The following is a 19486-nucleotide window of genomic DNA, read 5'->3' as shown; positions in this document are numbered from 1 at the left end:
GCGGTTAACCCTCCAGCTCCGGTGCAGCACGACGGTTCGTTCAACCCAGAGGCTCGTTACGACGCCGTGCTGGTGGGTGCCGGAATCATGAGCGCCACCCTGGCGGCCTTGCTGCACGAACTGGACCCGCAACTGCGGATTCTTCTTGTCGAGCGGCTCGAAGCCCCTGCATTGGAAAGCAGCGCCGCGGTGAACAACGCTGGCACCGGCCATGCCGCCAACTGCGAACTCAATTACACCCCTCTCCAGGCGGATGGCACCGTCGCCACGGCTAAAGCGGTGGCCATCAATGCGTCGTTTGAACGAAGCCTGGAGTTCTGGGGGTCGCTGCGGGAGCGGGGCGAGCTCGACACCGGCAGCTTTCTGCAGCAAGCGGCGCACATCAGCGCGGTGTGGACGCCAGAAAACATCGCTTTTCTGCGTCAGCGTTTCAGCCAATTGAAGGAGCTGCCGGCCTTTGCGCGGATGCGCTGGAGCGAGGAGCAAAGCGAGCTCACCGAATGGATGCCCCTGGTGATGGCGGGGCGTGATCTCAAGCAGCCGGTGGCGGCGACGCGGATTGATCGGGGTACCGACGTGGATTTCGGCACCCTCACCCGGGCCTATCTGATGCCGCTTCAGCAGAGCGGAGCACTCACTGTTGTGTACGGCACCCAGGTGCAAGACCTCAAGCGCTTGCGCCGCAGCGACATGACCGAAGCCGACTGGCGCGTGGTGCTGAAGGGGCCCTCCGGCAAGAAGGAGGTGCGGGCTCCCTTTGTCTTCCTCGGTGCCGGTGGTGGAGCCCTGCCGCTGCTGCAACGTTCTGGGATTCCGGAGGCGGACGATTTTGCTGGCTTCCCGGTGAGTGGCCTCTGGTTGGTCTGCGGCGATGCGCAGCTGGCCGACCGGCAACGCGCCAAGGTGTACGGCAAGGCAGCGGTGGGTGCCCCGCCGATGTCGGTGCCCCACCTCGACACCCGCTGGATCGATGGCAAGCGGTCGCTGTTGTTTGGCCCCTTTGCCGGTTTCAGCAGCAAGTTCCTCAAGCAGGGTTCCTTGCTGGATCTGCCCGCCTCCGTTCGCGCCACCAATCTGGTGCCGATGCTGCAAGTGGGCGCCACCAATTTCGAACTGGTGCAATACCTGATCAATCAGCTGCGCCAGAGTCCTGCCGAGCGGCATGAGGCCCTGCAGCAGTTCATGCCCACCGCCCGCGCTGAAGATTGGACCCTTTCGGTGGCCGGTCAGCGGGTGCAGATCATCAAACGCAGCAAGCAGGGTGGTCGGCTGCAGCTGGGGACGGAGGTGGTCGCCTCCGGTGATGGCTCCCTGGCGGCGTTGTTGGGGGCCTCCCCGGGAGCGAGCACGGCGGTGACGATCATGTTGGAGGTGCTGAAGCGCTGCTTCAAGCAACGCCTCGACAGCGACGCCTGGCAGCAGCGGCTGCAAGCACTGTTGCCCAGCATCAATGAAGACCCTCAGCAGGATCCGCAGGTGCTGCAGCGGATGCGGGAGCGCAGCGATAACTTGCTGGGACTCACCCCCTGAAGCTCATTTCGCCAGATTCACCAAGACCACCCCGGCGGTGATCAGGCCGATGCCGATCAACTGGGTGGGCTGCAGCATCTGGCTGTAGGCGAAGCGCCCCACCAGCACGATCACCACGGTGCCGATGCCGCTCCAGAGGGCATAGGTGATGCCCAAGGGAATGCTCAGCACCACCTTGGAGAGCAGGGCCATGGCGATGGCATAGGCGCTGAACACCAGAAGGGTGGGCAGCGGTCGGGTCATGCCTTCCGACAACCGCAGGCAAGAGGTGCCAATCACCTCAGCGCTGATCGCAAGTAGCAGCAGGGTCCATGGCGTACGCATCGGACTTCAGGGCAGAGATCACCCATTCAACAAAATGCTGGTTTATTCAGATTCCAATTGACAGTTATGTCCCTATGACTACTGTTTAGTTAGTCGATCGGGCCTAGTTGCCTCTTCACTGATGTGGTCATCTCTCAGCTCAGATGAGCGTCGAGTTGCTCGTCTGATCGGTTACGAAAGAAACTCATTTAAAGACGAATATCTTCAGGAGGTGCAAGAACTCCTGAGTGTTGCCAAAGACATAGAAATCAGGCGGCTTGATAAGCGGCGCGAAGTAGAAGAGATCCGTGATTTTCTGGCAGAAAAGGCTTTGCAAGAAGATCCATTGGGTTTGCAGGCCACTAACGATGAACGGCGTGTTGCCGAGTTGGTTGGATTCAATCCTGAGCAGCTGGGCGATGCAGAGCTTCTGACCAGCCGTGATTATTTGAATGTTGCCGAGCAGATCGGATTAGAGGAGTTGCGCACCTCGGAAGAAATCCAACAGGTACGTCAGGCCATCACGGATGCTGAGTCTGCGGCGGACCGACCTCAAAATCTTGTTGTTTTCATTAGGGATCAAGTCAAGCCAGAGGATCTGTGGCTTCCTCGCGACTGGGCCAAGGAAAATCTCCCAACCCGCCAGTGGCTTCTCGACAACGGTCTGTCATTTGAGAACTCCTTCACGAACACAGCGATGTGTTCATCAGCCAGGGCTACTTTTTTTACGGGCAAATTTCCAGCTCAGCATGAGGTTGGATTGCTCTTGAGTGATATTGACAATCCTATTCTTGATTCTCAAGTTCAGCTTAATCCTGATTTGTCCACGCTTGGGGATGTTCTGTTGGATCAAGGGTATGACGTTTCTTACTTTGGTAAAACACATTTAAGTAAGACCATCACCCTTGAAGATGGTGAGGTGGTGTATCAGGACATGCAGCCGTATGGGTTCAGTAATTGGCAAGGGCCGGATGCTGGTCAGGACATGAATCCCAAACATGCAGGAGGAGGGTATGCAGATAATGACTCTCGCTTTATTGATCAGGCCAATAAGTGGCTTGATGATCGTTTTGATTCCGGAAATGATCGACCTTTCGCCATGGTTGTGTCGTTGGTGAATCCCCACGATGTGTTGTCGTATCCAAAGAGTTGGGGTGAGGGCGATCCTGATGAGTATTTTGGTTACGATAAGAACATGATTAAGGGAGATATTAATATCCTTCCTCCGACTGTTGTTGAGCCTATCTCTGATCCAGTTTTTGTGGAAAATGGAATTGATTTTGCAGGTAATTATAAGCCTCAGGTGCAAAGAGAGTGGCTGCTTGCGCAGGCCGCTGCACAGCCCTTGCCGACGGACGAGATGAAACTCAATTACCTTAATTTCTATGGCAATCTCATGAAAATAGCTGATACGCAGATGGGGGATGTGATTAAAACTCTATTTCGCCATCAGGCTGTTGACGACACCATGTTTGTGAGCACGGGTGATCATGGTGAAATGGGGCTTTCGCATGGCGGCATGGTGCAGAAGATGTTCAATGCCTATGACGAATCGATCAGGGTCCCGATGATCTGGTCGAATCCTCAATACTTTAAAGGTGGACAGTCTAGTGAAGCTTTGGTCTCGCTTGTTGACTTCCTCCCCACTGTTGCAGGGCTCTATGGCTCCAGTGAAGAGCAATTAGATGGTTATGACTTTAGTGGTGTCGATTACTCCTCAATCATCCGCAGGGCTGCATCAGATTCTTCGCTTTCGTTTGATCAGCTTGATGTGCAGTCATCGCTCCTTTACACCTACGATGATATCTATGCTGGGCAAGATCCTCGCGATTCTATGCCTCAGGGTGCTTGGGATCATGGTCTTCTACCTGGGCCAAATCGTTTGCAGGCTGTTCATACTAAGGACTTTAAATATGTGCGTTATTTCTCTGGTGATCAGGAGTATGAACCTTCTAATTGGCAAGGTGAGCTTTATGACCTGCGCCCTCGAGGGGGTGACTATTACCCCAATGTGGATCCGCTCACTGGTGAATTGAATCCGTTCAAGGCTGCTCCGTTAGAGCTGCGAAATCTGGATCCCAAGGCAGAAGCATTGCGAGTGCTCAATGGTGAAGATCCTCTTGCGACCGAAGGGCAAAGGTTTGCTTATACGCAGATGTCGCAACTTCTGGATGAGCAAATTGAGTCGAGACTTAACCCTTTGTTGCCGTGGCCATCAAAGGCACCGACGATCACCCGCTATCGCGGAGGTTCTTCAGGAGATGAGTCTGCGTATACAGATGGTGATCGCATTGTGCGGTTAATGGCCGAAGACGGTGGAACCCAAGCATTGGAGCTTGCCTTCAACACACGAGCTGGCCAGAGCTACAACCTGGTAGCCCTTCAGCGGCAAATTGATGACGCCGGCAATCTTGTCGTTAGCGTCGGAGATTTACTTGTTCCCAACATCAGTGGAACCAATGGTCCGTCGTATCAGTACTTGTCAGGTCTTTCGGGTGATCTTCAGCTTTCCGATTTGGCAGTCGAGTGGATCGGTGGTTTCTTGCCTCTAGGAGCTCCTGGATGAGTGGTCAAAAGCAGCTTCTGGGTTTTCTCGCCAGGGTACGTTCGGATGTCAAGTTGCAGGAGCAACTTGTCACGTTTCGCGTGGACCAATGGGGAGACACCCATTTGCCTCTCGACATTGACCTGGATGCAGTCATTGCCCTGGCGGCTGAGACTGGCTTCCATTTCGATCGTGCCGATGTGGTGGTAAGCCAGTGCTGTCAGCTGGAGCGTTTTGCTTCTTATGAGATGGAAAATGCTTTTGTGGCCCGTCGCTATTTGGCCAAGATCCAGATGCAGATTGACCGGGAAGGAACGCCGGAGGAGCCCCTCAGCTACTACGTGAGCTGATCATTCATCCGTACCAGGCGGCACATCCACTCGAGCAAGCCAATTTCTGTAAGGCCTGCCTTTCTATTGATCGCCACTCCTTAGGATTGTGACAACGACGATCTCTGGACCCGAGACGGGATTCCGCCGCTGCATGACCGACGCCCCCGTCTCACGGATCCGCAACTTCTGCATCATTGCCCACATCGACCACGGCAAGTCGACCCTGGCCGACCGCTTGCTGCAGGACACGGGCACCGTGGCCAACCGGGACATGCAGGACCAGTTCCTGGACAACATGGATCTGGAACGGGAGCGGGGGATCACGATCAAGCTCCAGGCCGCCCGGATGAACTACACGGCGGCCGATGGGGAGGAGTACGTCCTCAACCTGATCGACACCCCTGGGCACGTTGACTTCTCCTATGAGGTGAGCCGCAGCCTTCAGGCCTGTGAAGGGGCCTTGTTGGTGGTGGATGCCAGCCAGGGCGTGGAAGCTCAGACCCTGGCCAACGTGTATCTGGCGCTGGACAACGATCTCGAGATCATCCCGGTGCTCAACAAGATCGACCTGCCCGGTGCGGATCCGGATCGGATCAAGGAGGAAGTCGAGGCGATCATCGGCCTCGATTGCAGCAACGCCATCCCCTGCTCGGCCAAGACGGGCATGGGTGTGCCCGAGATCCTGCAGGCGGTGGTGGACCGGGTGCCCCCGCCGAAGGATGCGGTGGAGGAACCCACCAAGGCCCTGATTTTCGACTCCTATTACGACCCCTACCGGGGCGTGATCGTCTACTTCCGGGTGATGAGTGGCCGGATCAACTGCAAAGACAAAGTGCTGTTGATGGCCAGCAAGAAGACCTATGAGCTCGATGAGATCGGGATCATGGCGCCGGATCAGAAGAAGGTGGATGAGCTCCATGCCGGTGAGGTGGGCTACCTGGCGGCGTCCATCAAGGCTGTGGCTGATGCCCGTGTGGGCGACACGATCACCCTGGTGAATGCACCGGCAGATGAGCCCTTGCCCGGTTACACCGAGGCCAAGCCGATGGTGTTCTGCGGCCTGTTCCCCACTGAGGCTGATCAGTACCCCGATCTGCGCGATGCCCTCGACAAACTGCAGCTGTCTGATGCGGCGTTGAAGTACGAGCCGGAAACCAGCAGTGCCATGGGCTTTGGTTTCCGCTGCGGCTTCCTGGGCCTGCTCCATATGGAGATCGTGCAGGAGCGGCTTGAGCGCGAATACGACCTCGATCTGATCGTCACCGCGCCATCGGTGATCTACAAGGTGAACATGATCGATGGTTCCGAGGTGATGGTGGACAACCCCGCCACGCTTCCCGATCCGCAAAAGCGTGAGTCGATCGAAGAGCCCTACGTGAAGATGGAGATCTATGCACCGAATGAATACAACGGCGCGCTGATGGGCCTCTGCCAGGAACGGCGTGGTGAATACATCGATATGAAGTACATCACCACCGATCGGGTGACGTTGATCTACGAATTGCCGCTAGCGGAAGTGGTGACCGACTTCTTCGATCAGATGAAGACGCGCACCCAGGGCTATGCCTCAATGGAATACAGCCTGATTGGCTACCGCAAGAACCAGCTGGTGCGCCTTGATGTGCTGATTAACGGAGATCGGGCCGATGCCCTCACCACGATCGTTCACCAAGACAAGGCCTACAACGTGGGCAAAGCGCTGGTGGAGAAACTCAAGGAACTGATCCCCCGCCAGCAGTTCAAGATTCCGATTCAGGCTTCGATCGGCAGCCGAATCATTGCTTCCACCAGCATCAGCGCCATCCGTAAGGATGTGCTCGCCAAGTGCTACGGCGGCGATATCTCTCGGAAGAAGAAACTGCTGAAGAAGCAGGCCAAGGGCAAGAAACGGATGAAGGCGATGGGCAAGGTCGATGTGCCCCAGGAGGCCTTCATGGCGGTGCTGAAGCTAAATGATGGTGGGGGGAGCTGAGGCTGACGTTTGTTGGGCAGAGGCTCAAGGCGTTTGGCCTCCGTTGAGTTCAATGTCGTCTGCGTCGTTGCAGTGATCGAAGTTCGCGCTTGGATTGCTTGGGTCACAATCTCCGAGATTATTTCCATGGCCGTTGTTGTCTTTCCCGACTTCCAGATAAGTACCGCGTGTTAATTCTGAAAGCTTCATCAGCCAGTTGGATTTTAAATCCACTGATGTGGTGTTAACGATCAGCGGTTGATCCTTGCCTCCGTAACTTCTGTTGTTGTTGAATTCAGCGTATTTAATGGCCGTGGGCTCATGATCGTTGTTCTTCCAGTCTCCACCATCAGGGTCTTGATCGGGTTCGCCGTCGGTGAGTAGATAAAGGGTATCGGTTTGTTTGTCGTTGAAGACATTTTCAATGGATAACCACGGGTCTGTTCCTCCCCATCTGCTGACTTTTCCTGCATCAAGACTGTTCACAAATGCCAAGGCTGAATCACGTTTGCCGGCGTCGCCTAGGCGAACCAAACCGTCGGACGATTCTGCCCACTCTTTATTGTTTTGGTAGCTGCCAGAGCTAAAAGCTGCGATCCCGATATTCGTGTTGTCTGGCAATTGTTCTAGGATCATTGTCATCTCACTGATAAGAGCCTCCATTCTTGTCAGTGCGCAAATTTTTCGAGTATCGCGATATCTCTTCTTGTTTGGATCGTAGAAGGTTCTCCAGGCCCCGTAGCCATCGCCCCACATCACACAGGCACTCATGGAGCCTGATCCGTCGAGCACAAAGCGAACATTGCTGCTCGCAATGTTTTGGAAGAAAGCACCGTTAAGAGGCCCTCCTTGGTCTCCTTCCCCGAAGTTGTCAACGCGTTTGTCGGCACGTGCGAAGGCGGTGAAATAAAGCGGTTGGTAGGTCACTTGCTTGTCACCAACGCCGAGCTTGTTGATGAAGCTTTCGGTGATGGTATCTTCATTTTGACCCTCGCCAGTTTCCGTCGGGTCAATGAATTTCACCAATTTGTAGTTGGTGTCGGTTTCAATGCGTAGTCCGGGTTGACGCTCCGTTCGGCTTGGTGTTTTGCCTGCCGTGAAGGTGAAATCCGTGCTGTTCAGAATCTCAGCCCTAGTCGGACCATCCTCTTCACACACGGTGGCCAGGCTTTCACCTTCATTGAGTTCGCTTTCCTTGCGGCAGGGAATGGCGCCGATGTCTTCCAGGACGCGAGAAAGGAAAACATTCGCCGTTTCGTTGTATTTTCCATCCGGATCCAGTGGTGCTCCGCATCGCTCAATGGTGTAACCACCTGATCTCAAACTCATGCCGTATAAAACGGGTTTATTGAGCTCGACCATTTTCACTCCGAAAAGCGGTTTGAAGGGTCGGGCCCCAGCCAACTGATTGCATTCATCTAGCAGTGATGTATACCGACTGTCGCTTAGATTGATATGGGCTTGCTCTTCTGTAAAGGCTTCTGTCTTGTTGATCACAAGGTGCATGCTTCGTTCAACTTCTGAACGTAGTAATCGCAGGCCATTGGTTGAGTTTTGACGGAGTGTTGTTTTTTCTTCGGACTGCTTAATAAGTGTTCCAGTGGATTGCAGTGCTACCCCAGAGGCCATGATTAAGAGTGTTCCGACCCCTGCAGCAATCACCAATTCACTCATGCCTGCAAAGCCATTTTTCTCTGGTTTTTGAGGGATATGGGCAAGCAAGGTTCTTGATTTCATGACCCGTATAGCTTGATCCTTTTACTATCGTTGTTTTTGAAGTTGATGATATGAGTTTGGGATGATGATGTTATGAGGAGTGGGTGAGATTTTTATTTCTCGCACCTTGATGATGAAGCGTCCCAACTGGCGCGGATGACAGTTCCAGTTCCTGATATTTGCAGGCAGCGTGTGCGCAGTCGTTGTCCCTGGGTGTTGGTCGATCGGATTAGAAAAATCAGGTCATCCGACATCGTGCTCGTTCCCGGAGGCGTGAGCTCATAGCGACGGAGATTCACAGCCACCTCCACCGCTTGCGATTCTGGTGTTCCTTCTTGGTCGAGGAGGCGTAAGGATCGCTCGCGGATGATTTTGGGTTGTTCTTCTGCTGGTTGGCCTTGTGCTAGTAATGCACCAATTTCCGGCCCATTGGCACACCCGCTGGCTTGGCCTGCTGCTTCAATATCACTGTTGCAGCATTCAATTCGCCCAGGGTATTTTTGCATTTCTACCAAGTCAGTTGGAGCAACAAAATTATCCAGTCCATTCTGGTCGAATTTCAACGTGCAACTGGTCTTCTGTCGACCAAGCTTAGCTCTAAGTCCGAAAAATCCTGCCTCCAATTGTTGGGTGTAGCGATCTACTTCTCCCTGGCGCATGTTCCGCATATAAGAGGGAATTGTGGCTGATAAGCCGATTGTAATAATTGCTATTCCCACAAGCATTTCGAGTAGCGAAAAGCCGTTTTCTGTTTTTGTCATGTTGTGCTGTAGCATTTGGCGGCAAAGTTTGGAGACATTTCAATTATTCTTTTTTCTGTTTTTATCTGTTGTTCTGGGCCATCGAAGCTATAAATAATTCGTAAAATTCCGGACACCGAGCTCACATCAAATGTCCGTTGGATCGATGTCTCGCGTGGTTGAGGTGCAACCGCTTGGAGGTGTTGGCTGAGTGCTTCTGGCGGATTGGAGCAGGCATTTTGGAATGCTTCATCTCCTCCTTGTTGGACAATAAAGCTATCGGTATAGTAGGAATCTTCTTTCTGCATGGTTTGAATATTGTCGTTGATGGCTGCTTCGATTCTTGCTCGATCTGATAATCGAGCACTGCCACTCAATGCTGCAACAGAGATCCTGCTTACGGCTGCTAAGGCAGACGCCAGGAGAAGCCCTGCAATCAGCACCTCGACCATTGAAAACCCATTCGGTTTCTGTCTGGATCGATTGTGGCGTCGATAGCGCTTCTTGTTGATCACGCTATGGCATGGCTAATAACAACAACAAACTGCCTCCCTTCTTTTCTAAATGATTTTCTTCCCTGTATTCTGAGTGATGAGTGAGTTTTGGCTTACCAACGTCGGAATGTATCCAGGCCGGTTCCACGTACTCCGCGGGTTACCATTTGTCCGTATCCTGGAAAATTCTGGCTTTCCCAGTTCCACTGTTCATTTAGATCACGTACAACACTTCTTCCTCCAGAGGTGTCAGTAATCAAGGAAAAGGGGCCCGCATCGGTACAGATTACGTCGGCCCAGATGAGCCCATTCAGCTGCGTAGTGCTGCTTCCAGTCTTCACGATGCCTGGGATTAGATGCACAGTCGCATGGGGAAGGCTGTTGCCATCAAAGTCCAGAACGTAACGTTCATTTTGTGGTGTTGCTGCGCAGCTGCGGATGCTTGTTGGTTTCGGAGTAGACGAGAGGATGACGAGCTGTTCAGGTTTCCCATTGCAGGTGCTACTGCCAACATTGACTCCACAGATTTGTGAGCCACTTTCAAGATTAATGCTTCCTGTAATGCCGGATTGCGAGGGGGCAGTGGTGGAGGTGTTGGGATACTCCAGATGCAAGACAACAGGGCGGTCAGCACTCGTTTCGATCAGCAGACGACTTTTAGTGAGGTTGATGTGCTCCACATAGATGTGGCAATCAGCCCCAGTGCCTTCACAGAGTTCATCGAAACTTAATCGAATCACAGAACCTGCATCCTCTTCAAGATCATTTCGGTTGCTTGCCGTTGCGCTGTTGACATCGCGACTGCAAGCGATACCTCCGCATTCGTCCAAGCCTCCTGAGTCATCAAAGCTCCAAACTCTGACCTCGCTGGAACCAACCACTTTGTCCTGGGTGAAGCCTTGATTCCATAAAATTGATGTAGGCAATCCTTGTCCCATGATCGGCACGATTTTGCCTTCAAGATTGTTGTTGGTCAGGCTTGCATTGACATCGTCCAGGAGATTGGACGACGAACAGCCAGTACTCGTGCTGTATTGATTGGTTGTACTCACATTCAGCAATACTTTTCCTTCGCCTGTTTGGCCACTGTTTTGAAGAATTTTGGTATCACCTAGTGACAGTGTTTGTCCTGCCAATACAGCCCAATCACCTTCTCCCGCAACAATCGAATTCACATACAGAGAACGTAGTAAAAGGGTTCTTGCAAGGTAGCCCGTACCGGCAGCATCACCCGCGCGTACGACAAGGCCTTCGATTTGGAACCGTCCCTCGCCTGTTCCATTGTTGGTCGCTGTTGCCGTGGTTGTGTATCCCCTCAATCGATACTGCAATTGAATATTGCCTTTTCCGTCCTCACGTTGGCTGGTTGTTCGTTCTGTTAATTCCACGTAAGGACGATTGCTCGTCTCACTGTTGGCTGGTGCAGCATCCGGTAGCCTGCTCCGATCTGTACACGGTTCCCGAAGTGGAAAATTTGTTTGGTTGGCTGGATTCCATCCCCATTCTTCGCTCCCGGGAATCTCTGTATCTCCTTGATGATGGTTCAGAGTCAAGAGGTATCCCTTGTAAGCAGTGTTGTCGTTGTTATTCAGTTCACTCAGGATTCGGTTAAATCCATTCAGTGCAGCTGTTTCGGCCATTTGCTGATAGCTTTCCGACGCTCCTAGCTTGCGCCCCATCAGTTGTCGCAGCAGCAATCCGGTGACTCCCGCCATCAAGACCAATCCCATCATCAAGGCAATCAGCATCGAAAGCCCCTGCTCTTGCTTTGGGATTTTCTGTGGTGAATGCTGTTTGTATGCGTGGGGTGTGAATTTCATTTATCCGCAGTTTGGGGCTGTCGCGGCGGCGGCTTGTGTACCTTGATTGATGCTACTGGCGCCATTGCTGAGATTCACGCAGGCAATGATGTTGAGATTGGGGGTTTCAGAGCGTGTGGCTGTGATGGTGAAGAGGTTGTCAGTATTTGAAATGGTCACGTTGTAATACCCGCCAGCAAGAGTGATGGTCTCAAAGTTATTCGCTGTCGCTGGTCCATTGTCTGTCATGACTGCGCTGGTGTCGTTGAGTTCAGCCCAGCTTGTTGGTAAGAGTCCAAATTCATCGGCATAGGCTGCGATGGTGGTTTGGATCTGGGAGATTGTTGAAGCTGCTTCATTTTGCCTTGTTCGGTTCATTTGATTGAGATAGTTCGGTAGAGCCACTGAGCTGAGAATTCCAACAAGTGAAACAGTTACGAGCATCTCCATTAGGGTGAATCCTGCAGATCTTTTGTTTGTGTTCCGTAAAATCTTCATGAGCCCCCTCCAGTTCCCCTATCTTCTCATTTGTTTTTGGTTGCTGTCTGTTGATTCTCTGAGACTTTGGTTGGTTGGTTCTGAAAAAAATTAAGTGTTTATTTTGTTGTTCGCCTGGTATTGATAATCCCTTGGTTGCGGGTGATCAGTCTTCTGTTGTTAGCCATGGTTTTGAAGGCTTGTCGGTTGCGTTAATGTGCATTGCGTGAAGCATGCATCTTGATCTTGTCTGTCGCTTTGGGCTGGTTTTGATGATCCTTTCTCCCTGAATCATGTTGTTTCTGTGCAATAAAAAGCCCACCTTGTGGTGGGCTTGTGCGGCATTTTGTCTTCTATCTTCAGACAGGATCGGCCAATGCTCCTCCAAACATTTGAGACGTCTCGGTGTTGTTTGGTGTGACAATTCCTGTCGACAGGTCAACATCATGAACGATCACTGCACTCTGCAGGTTGGTGTCATTGGCGTTGCCTGTTGCGGTGACCTTCAGTCCATTAGCTCCATTGACGCATGTGTAATCAAATTTTGTCACCGTGGCTCCTGGAGCGCCCCACAGTGAGCATGGGCCATTTCCAGCGGTGCCATTCGTGATATCAGTATTGACCTTGGTGTCTCCTCCTTCCAGGTATGACGCCGCTGCACCTTTGATGATGCTTGAGATTTGAGAACGGGCTTCTGTGCCTTTGGCTTTATTGGTTTGCCCCAGGAAATTTGGCAGTGCAACGGCTGAAAGAACGCCAACAATCACAATCACGATCATCAGCTCCACCAGCGTGAAGCCCTTTTCGAGTGGGTTGCGGCTCTTCTTTCGGTTGAGCATTGCCAGCTGCAGCTTGGAATTGAGGGAAGTCATCGTTAATGGATTTTGGTTGTTGATGTGCACCGTTGGTGCCGACATGACAACCATGACTTGTCTTGTTGGCCTGCAAAGAAGTTCTGGCTAAAGCTTCTCTAAGAACGCTCTTAGGTTTTCTCTCAGATACGTGGCGCTCCGCTCTCTTCCGTCCCTGCGTCTCTGGTTGCAATCCACGTCATTGCTGGCGGTCGTGGCGGGATATGCAGCGCTCTTCGCTTTTGGTTCCTTCTTGGCGGATGCTGAACGGTCGGATCGCCACCAGCGGTTGGTGGATCAGATTCGCAGGGATTTAGGCACTGGTGCACTTTCGTTGCCTCTGCCCCATGCCTTCGGTGTACAAGCGGCTTTGGTCCCTGATGATGTTCCCGATCAATCTCCGACGTTGCGTCGGATTGACGAGACCTACTGGTTGACCAGTAGAAGCACACTTCCTGCTCTTGGTGTCAGCCACGCGGTGTTGGAGGTGCGCCAGAACGTCACGGCGTCGATCCAAGCCCAACGCCGGGATCAACTCCTTCTGATTGCCGCAGGGGGTGGGTCTCTCTTGCTTGTGTCGTTGTTGTTCCGTTTGGTGCTGTGGCGTGGTCTTATCAAGCCTTTGCAGTTGCTGGCTGATGAGCTCTCCTCTATGAGCGCCGACTCGCTTGGTCAACGATCTTTAGATCCCTTGGGACAGTCACGCGAATTGCAGCCGATTGTCCAAGCTTTCAATCAGCTGCAAGCCCGCTTGGCGGCGGCATGGCAGCGCGAACGTCGCTTCGTTGATGGGGTCGCCCATGAACTGCGCACGCCGATCACCGTGATCTCCAGCCATGCCCAGCGTCTTCAGGCTGCGCCCTCGCAGAACTCACCAGCGGCAGTGGCGTTGATCGCTGCTGAAGCCAAACGGCTGGGTGAACTGATCGCGGTGATGCTCGACTTTGCCCGCGTCGATGCCGGGCGACTCGCCTTGGCTGTGGACGATCTCGATCCCGAGGCGTTGCTGTTGCAAGCGTTCGAACGCCTGCAGGGTCTGGCGCCGGAGCGTCTGCAATTGGCACCGTCTGTGGAAGGAGATCTGCCCTGTATCCGCGCTGATGCCGATCGGGTGCACCAATGCCTGGCCGCCTTGGTGGACAACGCCCTGCGCTACTCCGAGGGTTCGGTGCAGTTGGGGGTCTCGGCATCCCCCAATGGCGTCACTCTGCATGTGCGTGATCAAGGGCCCGGCATTCCCGTCGCAGAACGCGATCAGGTGTTGGAACGCTTTGCCCGCGGGAGCACAGCCAGTGGCATCCAGGGCAGTGGCCTGGGCCTGGCGATCGTGAACGACTTAATGCGAGCGATGCAGGGCGAGCTGCTGATTGGCGATGCTCCGGGCGGTGGAGCCGATCTGCAGTTGCGCTTCAGGATTTCGGATCGCCCACCCGCGCCATGAAGCCCACGCCGCGCACCGTGTGGAGCAACTGCGCAGTCCCTTTGACTTCCACCTTCTTGCGCAGGTAGCCCATGTAGACGTCGAGGGTGTTGGGGTCGCCAACGAACGGCGCACCCCACACGGCATCCAGAATCGTTTGGCGCGATTGCACAGCATCCGCATTTCTCACCAGGAACAGCAACAGCTCAAATTCCCGCTGGGAGAGAGCAATGCTGCGCTCGCCCCGCTCCACGCGGCGTTCGATCGGATCCAGCAGCAGATCTCCGAGGGCAATGCCGCTGGCCTCTCCTCGTGCCTCCTGTTCGTAGCCGCCACGGCGCAGCCGGGCCCGCACCCTGGCGTGCAGTTCCTTGAGGTTGAACGGCTTGGTCAGGTAGTCGTCCACCCCCGCATCGAGGGACTGAACCCGCTCGTCCACATCGTCGCGGGCGGTGAGCATCAACACCGGTGTGGTGTTGCCGCTGCTGCGCAGCCGGCGGCAGAGCTCCACTCCCGAGAAGTCCGGCAGCGTCCAATCCAGCACCACCAGATCGAACTGTTCCTGGCGCCAACGCAGCAGAGCGTCCTGGCCGGTGTCGCAGCCGATGCACTGATGGCCGGCGCTGCTGAGTTCGTCGATCAGGAACCGCAGCAGTTCCGGGTCGTCATCGACGATCAGCAGCCGGTTCGGCTCCGGGCTCACGGGCTGGATGCAACCACTTCAGGCTAAGTCGGCCCACCTGCGGGGAATGCTTCATCCAGTGTTGGTTGATGTTGGATGCGATTGCCCGATCCACAGCAGCGGGGGTTTGCCTTGCCCCTAGCGCTCACCACTTCGGCACTGCTGCTGCTGAGCAGTTTGTCGTTGCAGACCCTCGCTCTGCACGCGCGCCAGCGCAGCCGTCAGGCGCTGGCCATCGCCCAGACCCGTGATGCCGAGCGGTCGGTCGCGATGGCCTTTCAACAGCACGCTGTTGGTGACCATGCCTGCTTGTTGGCCTTGCCCTCCTCGGAGTGGGAGGGTTCAGAGCGTTGCCCTGGGATGAACCCTGGGCTGCTTCAATCGGGCCGCGTTGCTGATCGCGATTGGCAACTGCGGGAGTGGCAACCCCACGGCGCGATGGCTGGAACGCTGCAACTGCATTGGAGTGACGGCTCTAAGAGCCGGCTCGATTTGAAGCTGCTGCAATGACGCTCGCGGAAGTTGTCGTCTCCGCGGTGATCCTGGGGATCAGCAGCCAGGTGTCCCTTCAGGGCTGGTCGCGCACCAGCCAGGCCGCCTCCACATCGGCCCGCACCGATCAGCAGGTGCGGTTGCTGGAGCAACGGCTCCTGGCCAGTCGGCGTGCTTTGACCAGTGCTCCCTTTGCTGCTGTGGATTGCCGTTGGGATCCCGAGGCTGTGGTCGGGGTTCTGGAGGGCTTGCCCAAAGACGCCGACCTCGAGGCGTCATGGCAGTTTCAACCCTCAGGGGATGGCCTCTGGCTCGTCATCGAGCTGACGGCCTCTGAAGCTTCCATCCCGTTCAAGCGGAGTCAGTTGTTCACCCCAGCGGGGCTGGGGCATTGCCCCCGGGAGGCCAACGATGCCCTGTGATCTGATGCGCTCTGACGGGTCGAGGAGCACTCGGCCCAATGGCTTCAGCTTGGTGGAGTGTCTGCTGGTGGTGGCGCTGCTGGGGATTTTGGCGACCTTGGCGATTCCCAGCTCCAGTGCCGTGCAACGGCGCTTGGAATTGGAGAGTGGCCTGCGCCGCTTGCGGGTGGGGCTCGACCGAGGCCGGATGGCCGCCGAACGGGACCACCACCCCTGTGCCCTGCAGCTCAGCGCGACTGGTTGGATGGCACCGCTGACGGGCGATCTGCCTGCGTGTCGGGTCGGAGTGACGCCCTTGGCGGAGAGCGGTGCAGGAGCGTTGGAGCTGCGCAGCAACCTTCCTGACGCCGTTCGCTTCAGCACCAATGGCTTGGTGCTCGATGGAGGCCTGGTGGTGTTGTCCCATCCCGGCCAGGCTCAGGCTCTATGCCTGGTGATCGGCTTGCCCCTGGGCATCAGCCGCAGCGGTGTTTATCGAGGCGATCCCGGCGGCTCCCTGAGCAGTTCCCTCTGCCAACCCAGCGATGCGTAAGCCCCGCGCTGCACAAGGCTTCACCCTGGTGGAGTTGATGCTGGCGGCTCTGTTGGGGTGCCTGCTTTGCGGCGTGGCGTTTCAGCTCTTGGTCGCCGAAACCCGCCAGGGAGGCTCGCTGGCCAAGCGTATGCAGCTGAAGCAATGGCAACGGCGCACGCTGGAGTTGGTGAAAAGTGATCTGGCGCGGGGCTCCAGTTGGCGGGTCGACCCTGATGCTTCAGAACATTGGCCCTGTGCTTTGGCCGGTCGGCAACCCAAACTCGCCATCACGCCACGGAACGGCTCGGACCCTGTTGTGTACAGCCTTGGACCCGCGCCATCGGCCATCTGGCGCGGTGATGTGTTGATGCGCTGCGGGCCTGCCTTTGATCTCCACGGCGGGATCCGAAGCGGCAGCCACTATCAGAACCGTGTGGTCTTGGATGCTGTGGATCGCTTTGCACTCCATCAGCCGTCGGGGCTGCCGGTGCTGCAGATGGAGTTGGAACAACGCACTCGCCATGGAGGCCGGGTCCGTTCCCAGGGCGTCGGCTAGGGCTCAGGGATCGGCTTCGGCTCCGGTGCCATCAGGAAGAACACGGTCAACGCCACTTCAGAGAGCGCCAGGAAGAGGTGGTCCAACCAGCCGAACTCCACGCCCATCCCCATGGCGGTGATCCAGCTGTTCACCACCACCATCACCGTTGCAAAGATGGCCAACACCAGCGCAGGCAGAGGCTGCAGCAGCCGCCGTTGATCCCACAGCGTCCAAAGCAGTGGCAGCAACACCACGGTGCAGACCCCATGCAGGATGCGCATCGATACATCGCTGTGCATGTGCGGGGTGATGGCTGCCCAGAGGTTCACCGGGATCAGCAGCGAACAGAACACCAGAAACGGAATCATGACGGCAGGATCACGGTGAAGCAGCTGCCCTCGCCAAGGCGGCTTTGCAGTTCAATCCTGCCGCCCATGCCCTCCACCAGCAGCTTCACAACAGATAGACCTAAGCCGGAGCCTGTTTTGGCCGGTGCGTTGCTGCCGCGCTGAAAACGCTCAAACACCGTGTTCTGCTCGGACTCAGGGATGCCGATGCCTTGATCGATCACGTCGATCAAGGACGTGCTACCGCTGTGCCGCAGCACCAGGCGGATCGGACTCTCGTTCGGGGAATACTTGTCGGCGTTCTCGATCAGATCCAGCAACACTTGCCTCAGCCGGGGTGGATCGGCCTGGGCCATGGCATCCCGGGCCGCTGGATCCTCAGGAAGCTCCAGCAGCAGGGGGCGGCTCAAGGTGTTGCGGGCCAGATCCGCCACCTGTTCCAGTTGGTCGGCGAGGCGCACTGGTTCATTGGCGATGGCCAAGCGGCCGGAGTCGCCGCGGGAGAGGTCCAGCAGATCGTCCAGCAGCCGTCGCATTCGGATGCTTTCCTCCTCGGCGGTCTGCAGTCCTTTCACCTGGCTGGGACTGAGATTGTCGCCTCGTTTGATCGTGCGATGCAGATAGCCCTGCACGATGGTGAGGGGCGTACGCAGTTCATGGCTCACGGCGCTCACGAACTGGCGTTGATGACTCCAGGACTGGGCCAGCCGTTCCAACAGGCTGTTGTAGGTGCGGCTCAGCTGCATCACCTCGATCGGGCCCTCACCCAGCTGCAAGGTCGCGTTGGCCAAGGTGTCAGCCGTGAGTTGGGAGGTGGCGGCATTGAGCTGGTCGAGCGGCTGAACCACTCGCCGCACCACCCAGCTCACGCTGAGCAGGGTGATGGCCAGGCAGCTGCCCCAGACCATGATCATCAAGCCCAGGTAGTTGTTGAGCGCCTGGAGATTGCTGCTCACGCTCTGAGCCATCCAGAGACGTGAGCCATCAGGCAACTGTTTGATCAGTTCCGTCAGCAATCGTTGATTGTTGATGTCGATCGTGCGCTGCAGCCCGGGCGCACGGCCAGGGTTGGACGCCATCGCGGTTTGGATCGCGGCGTCCGAAAGGGATTGGTGGATGCGGGGTCGCACCAGGGTTCCGTTGTTGCGTTCGATCCAAAGGGTGGTGTTCACGCTGGAGTGAAACAGCAACTCCTGTTCAAGCCGTGCTGGGTCGCTCTGCAGACCACTGATGGCTTTGTCGCAGAGATCGATGCTCTGGAGGGCCAGTTGCCGGTCGTTGGCCAGCAGATTGCGCTGACCGATTAACAGGCCCACCGAGGACGCCCCGGTGAATCCCAGAAAGACCACGAGATAGGTGGCCAGCTGCAGCTGGCCTTGGAGGCTGCCGAGCAGCCGTTGTCTCCAGCGGTAGCGGGACGCCATGGCTTCATTCTTCCGCGGTTCGGGAGACAATGCATCTGCCTGAGGCCAACTAGCCCGTGACCCGCAGCCTCTCCACCCGCATGGCCCGTTGGGGCCTGGTGATCGTGGGGATCTACCTGTTGGTGGCGTTGATCACGCCCTTGCTGGTGGCTGCTGGGATCCTGCCGGATGCCAACGCCGGCCTGGAGAATCCGATCTATTCCGGGCCCAGCTGGACCCATTGGTGCGGTACCGACCGGTTGGGCCGGGATGTGTGTGTGCGCACCATGGCCGGTAGCGGTGTGGCGCTTCAGGTGGTGCTTCTGGCGGTGGGTCTGGCCCTGCTGGTGGGAGTGCCCCTGGGCATGGTGAGTGGGTACTTCGGCGGCGCTGTCGATCGCCTGATGGTGCTGCTGATGGACACGCTCTACACCCTGCCGGTGCTCTTGCTGTCGGTGGTGTTGGCGTTTCTGCTGGGCAAGGGCATTCCCAATGCCGCGGCTGCGCTTTGTGTGGTCTACGTGCCGCAGTATTTCCGCGTGGTGCGCAACCAAACCGCCCAGGTGAAGAGCGAATTGTTTGTGGAAGCCGCCCAGAGCCTGGGGGCGGGGCCGCTCTGGATTCTGCGCCGCTATCTGTTCCGCAACGTGATCACCTCCGTGCCGGTGCTGCTCACCCTCAACGCCGCCGATGCGGTGCTGGTGCTGGGGGGACTGGGATTTCTCGGCCTCGGCCTGCCGGAGACCGTGCCCGAATGGGGCGGGGATCTCAACCTGGCGTTGGCCGCGGTGCCCACCGGGGTGTGGTGGACGGCGTTGTTCCCCGGCCTGGCGATGTTTGTTCTGGTGCTGGGGCTGTCCTTCCTTGGCGAAGGCATCGAAGCCTGGGTGAGCGGCGGCGAAGCCCGGCCCGCGTCAGACTGATGCCATC

At 56.2% G+C, this 19486-nt stretch carries 20 protein-coding genes; 10 read left to right on the top strand and 10 right to left on the bottom strand.

Going from position 1 to position 19486, the window contains the following annotated elements; genetic code table 11:
* Window positions 1-21: 21 nt before the first annotated feature.
* Entirely contained in the window at window positions 22-1530 is a 1509-nt protein-coding gene (locus DXY29_RS06425) for a malate:quinone oxidoreductase (protein WP_115023845.1), read from the top strand.
* A 3-nt stretch (window positions 1531-1533) separates the two neighbouring features.
* Here DXY29_RS06425 and DXY29_RS06420 read toward each other — a convergent pair whose 3' ends face one another.
* Window positions 1534-1854 (bottom strand): multidrug efflux SMR transporter, encoded by a 321-nt coding sequence (locus DXY29_RS06420; protein ID WP_115023844.1) that lies wholly within the window; start codon window positions 1852-1854, stop codon window positions 1534-1536.
* A 121-nt stretch (window positions 1855-1975) separates the two neighbouring features.
* Here DXY29_RS06420 and DXY29_RS06415 point away from each other — a divergent pair, with 121 nt between their 5' ends.
* The 3 genes from DXY29_RS06415 (at window position 1976) to lepA (ending at window position 6682) form a co-directional block, all read left to right on the top strand.
* On the top strand, window positions 1976-4399 hold the full coding sequence (locus DXY29_RS06415) for a sulfatase-like hydrolase/transferase (RefSeq protein WP_115023842.1): 2424 nt from the start codon (window positions 1976-1978) through the stop codon (window positions 4397-4399).
* Complete coding sequence (locus DXY29_RS06410; protein ID WP_115023840.1) at window positions 4396-4728, top strand: Nif11-like leader peptide family natural product precursor; 333 nt, start codon at window positions 4396-4398, stop codon at window positions 4726-4728. The genes DXY29_RS06415 and DXY29_RS06410 overlap by 4 nt, the downstream gene beginning before the upstream one ends.
* Before the next feature lie 133 nt (window positions 4729-4861).
* Entirely contained in the window at window positions 4862-6682 is a 1821-nt protein-coding gene (lepA, locus tag DXY29_RS06405; RefSeq protein WP_115024318.1) for a translation elongation factor 4, read from the top strand.
* A 24-nt stretch (window positions 6683-6706) separates the two neighbouring features.
* On the opposite strand, the gene DXY29_RS06400 is transcribed toward lepA, so the two are convergent.
* The 6 genes from DXY29_RS06400 to DXY29_RS13880 all read right to left on the bottom strand — a co-directional run bounded on the left by DXY29_RS06400 (window position 6707) and on the right by DXY29_RS13880 (window position 12813).
* Entirely contained in the window at window positions 6707-8398 is a 1692-nt protein-coding gene (locus DXY29_RS06400; protein WP_244279332.1) for a VWA domain-containing protein, read from the bottom strand.
* Window positions 8399-8490: 92 nt separating this feature from the next.
* Window positions 8491-9138, bottom strand: coding sequence for a Tfp pilus assembly protein FimT/FimU (locus DXY29_RS06395; RefSeq protein ID WP_244279331.1), 648 nt, complete (start codon window positions 9136-9138; stop codon window positions 8491-8493).
* The gene (locus DXY29_RS06390) at window positions 9135-9569 is read right to left on the bottom strand and encodes a hypothetical protein (protein ID WP_115023837.1); all 435 of its coding nucleotides are present in this window, start codon (window positions 9567-9569) and stop codon (window positions 9135-9137) included. The genes DXY29_RS06395 and DXY29_RS06390 overlap by 4 nt, the downstream gene beginning before the upstream one ends.
* A gap of 155 nt (window positions 9570-9724) precedes the next feature.
* Window positions 9725-11431, bottom strand: a complete 1707-nt coding sequence (locus DXY29_RS06385; protein WP_115023835.1) for a hypothetical protein — start codon at window positions 11429-11431, stop codon at window positions 9725-9727.
* Window positions 11432-11908 carry a type IV pilin protein gene (locus tag DXY29_RS06380; protein ID WP_115023834.1) on the bottom strand — a complete coding sequence of 159 codons (477 nt, stop codon included), beginning with the start codon at window positions 11906-11908 and terminating at the stop codon, window positions 11432-11434.
* A 338-nt stretch (window positions 11909-12246) separates the two neighbouring features.
* Window positions 12247-12813 (bottom strand): type IV pilin protein, encoded by a 567-nt coding sequence (locus DXY29_RS13880; RefSeq protein WP_305791055.1) that lies wholly within the window; start codon window positions 12811-12813, stop codon window positions 12247-12249.
* Window positions 12814-12889: 76 nt separating this feature from the next.
* Between DXY29_RS13880 and DXY29_RS06370 the strand changes: the two genes are divergently transcribed.
* On the top strand, window positions 12890-14179 hold the full coding sequence (locus DXY29_RS06370) for a sensor histidine kinase KdpD (RefSeq protein ID WP_115023832.1): 1290 nt from the start codon (window positions 12890-12892) through the stop codon (window positions 14177-14179).
* Here the strand turns inward: DXY29_RS06370 and DXY29_RS06365 are convergent.
* A complete protein-coding gene (locus DXY29_RS06365; protein WP_115023831.1) occupies window positions 14148-14861 on the bottom strand; it encodes a response regulator transcription factor in 714 nt (237 codons plus the stop codon). The genes DXY29_RS06370 and DXY29_RS06365 overlap by 32 nt on opposite strands.
* Window positions 14862-14936: 75 nt before the next feature.
* Here DXY29_RS06365 and DXY29_RS06360 point away from each other — a divergent pair, with 75 nt between their 5' ends.
* The 4 genes from DXY29_RS06360 to DXY29_RS06345 are packed head-to-tail and all read left to right on the top strand — an operon-like array spanning window position 14937 to window position 16824.
* On the top strand, window positions 14937-15350 hold the full coding sequence (locus tag DXY29_RS06360) for a hypothetical protein (RefSeq protein WP_115023829.1): 414 nt from the start codon (window positions 14937-14939) through the stop codon (window positions 15348-15350).
* Window positions 15347-15754 (top strand): type II secretion system protein, encoded by a 408-nt coding sequence (locus DXY29_RS06355; RefSeq protein ID WP_115023828.1) that lies wholly within the window; start codon window positions 15347-15349, stop codon window positions 15752-15754. Before DXY29_RS06360 ends, DXY29_RS06355 begins: the two co-directional genes overlap by 4 nt.
* Before the next feature lie 4 nt (window positions 15755-15758).
* Window positions 15759-16286: a Tfp pilus assembly protein FimT/FimU gene (locus DXY29_RS06350; RefSeq protein ID WP_115024315.1), complete on the top strand. Its 528-nt coding sequence runs from the start codon at window positions 15759-15761 to the stop codon at window positions 16284-16286.
* Window positions 16279-16824, top strand: coding sequence for a prepilin-type N-terminal cleavage/methylation domain-containing protein (locus DXY29_RS06345; protein WP_115023826.1), 546 nt, complete (start codon window positions 16279-16281; stop codon window positions 16822-16824). The genes DXY29_RS06350 and DXY29_RS06345 overlap by 8 nt, the downstream gene beginning before the upstream one ends.
* Here DXY29_RS06345 and DXY29_RS06340 read toward each other — a convergent pair.
* The gene (locus DXY29_RS06340) at window positions 16821-17174 is read right to left on the bottom strand and encodes a hypothetical protein (protein WP_115023825.1); all 354 of its coding nucleotides are present in this window, start codon (window positions 17172-17174) and stop codon (window positions 16821-16823) included. The genes DXY29_RS06345 and DXY29_RS06340 overlap by 4 nt on opposite strands.
* Complete coding sequence (locus DXY29_RS06335; protein ID WP_115023823.1) at window positions 17171-18577, bottom strand: sensor histidine kinase KdpD; 1407 nt, start codon at window positions 18575-18577, stop codon at window positions 17171-17173. Before DXY29_RS06335 ends, DXY29_RS06340 begins: the two co-directional genes overlap by 4 nt.
* Window positions 18578-18657: 80 nt before the next feature.
* Between DXY29_RS06335 and DXY29_RS06330 the strand changes: the two genes are divergently transcribed.
* Window positions 18658-19479 carry an ABC transporter permease gene (locus DXY29_RS06330; RefSeq protein WP_115024314.1) on the top strand — a complete coding sequence of 274 codons (822 nt, stop codon included), beginning with the start codon at window positions 18658-18660 and terminating at the stop codon, window positions 19477-19479.
* Window positions 19480-19486: the final 7 nt, after the last annotated feature.

The organism is Synechococcus sp. UW69 (assembly GCF_900474185.1).
Taxonomy (GTDB): domain Bacteria; phylum Cyanobacteriota; class Cyanobacteriia; order PCC-6307; family Cyanobiaceae; genus Parasynechococcus.
This window is presented reverse-complemented; position numbering and strand designations above follow the sequence as displayed.

Excerpts from the sequence above, each read along its gene's own strand:
- DXY29_RS06420 (WP_115023844.1), bottom strand. The coding sequence starts at position 1,854 with ATGCGTACGCCATGGACCCTGCTGCTACTTGCGATCAGCGCTGAGGTG.
- DXY29_RS06415 (WP_115023842.1), top strand. The coding sequence starts at position 1,976 with ATGTGGTCATCTCTCAGCTCAGATGAGCGTCGAGTTGCTCGTCTGATC.
- DXY29_RS06410 (WP_115023840.1), top strand. The coding sequence starts at position 4,396 with ATGAGTGGTCAAAAGCAGCTTCTGGGTTTTCTCGCCAGGGTACGTTCG.
- lepA (WP_115024318.1), top strand. The coding sequence starts at position 4,862 with ATGACCGACGCCCCCGTCTCACGGATCCGCAACTTCTGCATCATTGCC.
- DXY29_RS06400 (WP_244279332.1), bottom strand. The coding sequence starts at position 8,398 with ATGAAATCAAGAACCTTGCTTGCCCATATCCCTCAAAAACCAGAGAAA.
- DXY29_RS06395 (WP_244279331.1), bottom strand. The coding sequence starts at position 9,138 with ATGACAAAAACAGAAAACGGCTTTTCGCTACTCGAAATGCTTGTGGGA.
- DXY29_RS06390 (WP_115023837.1), bottom strand. The coding sequence starts at position 9,569 with ATGGTCGAGGTGCTGATTGCAGGGCTTCTCCTGGCGTCTGCCTTAGCA.
- DXY29_RS06385 (WP_115023835.1), bottom strand. The coding sequence starts at position 11,431 with ATGAAATTCACACCCCACGCATACAAACAGCATTCACCACAGAAAATC.
- DXY29_RS06380 (WP_115023834.1), bottom strand. The coding sequence starts at position 11,908 with ATGAAGATTTTACGGAACACAAACAAAAGATCTGCAGGATTCACCCTA.
- DXY29_RS13880 (WP_305791055.1), bottom strand. The coding sequence starts at position 12,813 with ATGGTTGTCATGTCGGCACCAACGGTGCACATCAACAACCAAAATCCA.
- DXY29_RS06360 (WP_115023829.1), top strand. The coding sequence starts at position 14,937 with ATGCGATTGCCCGATCCACAGCAGCGGGGGTTTGCCTTGCCCCTAGCG.
- DXY29_RS06355 (WP_115023828.1), top strand. The coding sequence starts at position 15,347 with ATGACGCTCGCGGAAGTTGTCGTCTCCGCGGTGATCCTGGGGATCAGC.
- DXY29_RS06350 (WP_115024315.1), top strand. The coding sequence starts at position 15,759 with ATGCGCTCTGACGGGTCGAGGAGCACTCGGCCCAATGGCTTCAGCTTG.
- DXY29_RS06345 (WP_115023826.1), top strand. The coding sequence starts at position 16,279 with ATGCGTAAGCCCCGCGCTGCACAAGGCTTCACCCTGGTGGAGTTGATG.
- DXY29_RS06340 (WP_115023825.1), bottom strand. The coding sequence starts at position 17,174 with ATGATTCCGTTTCTGGTGTTCTGTTCGCTGCTGATCCCGGTGAACCTC.
- DXY29_RS06335 (WP_115023823.1), bottom strand. The coding sequence starts at position 18,577 with ATGGCGTCCCGCTACCGCTGGAGACAACGGCTGCTCGGCAGCCTCCAA.
- DXY29_RS06330 (WP_115024314.1), top strand. The coding sequence starts at position 18,658 with ATGGCCCGTTGGGGCCTGGTGATCGTGGGGATCTACCTGTTGGTGGCG.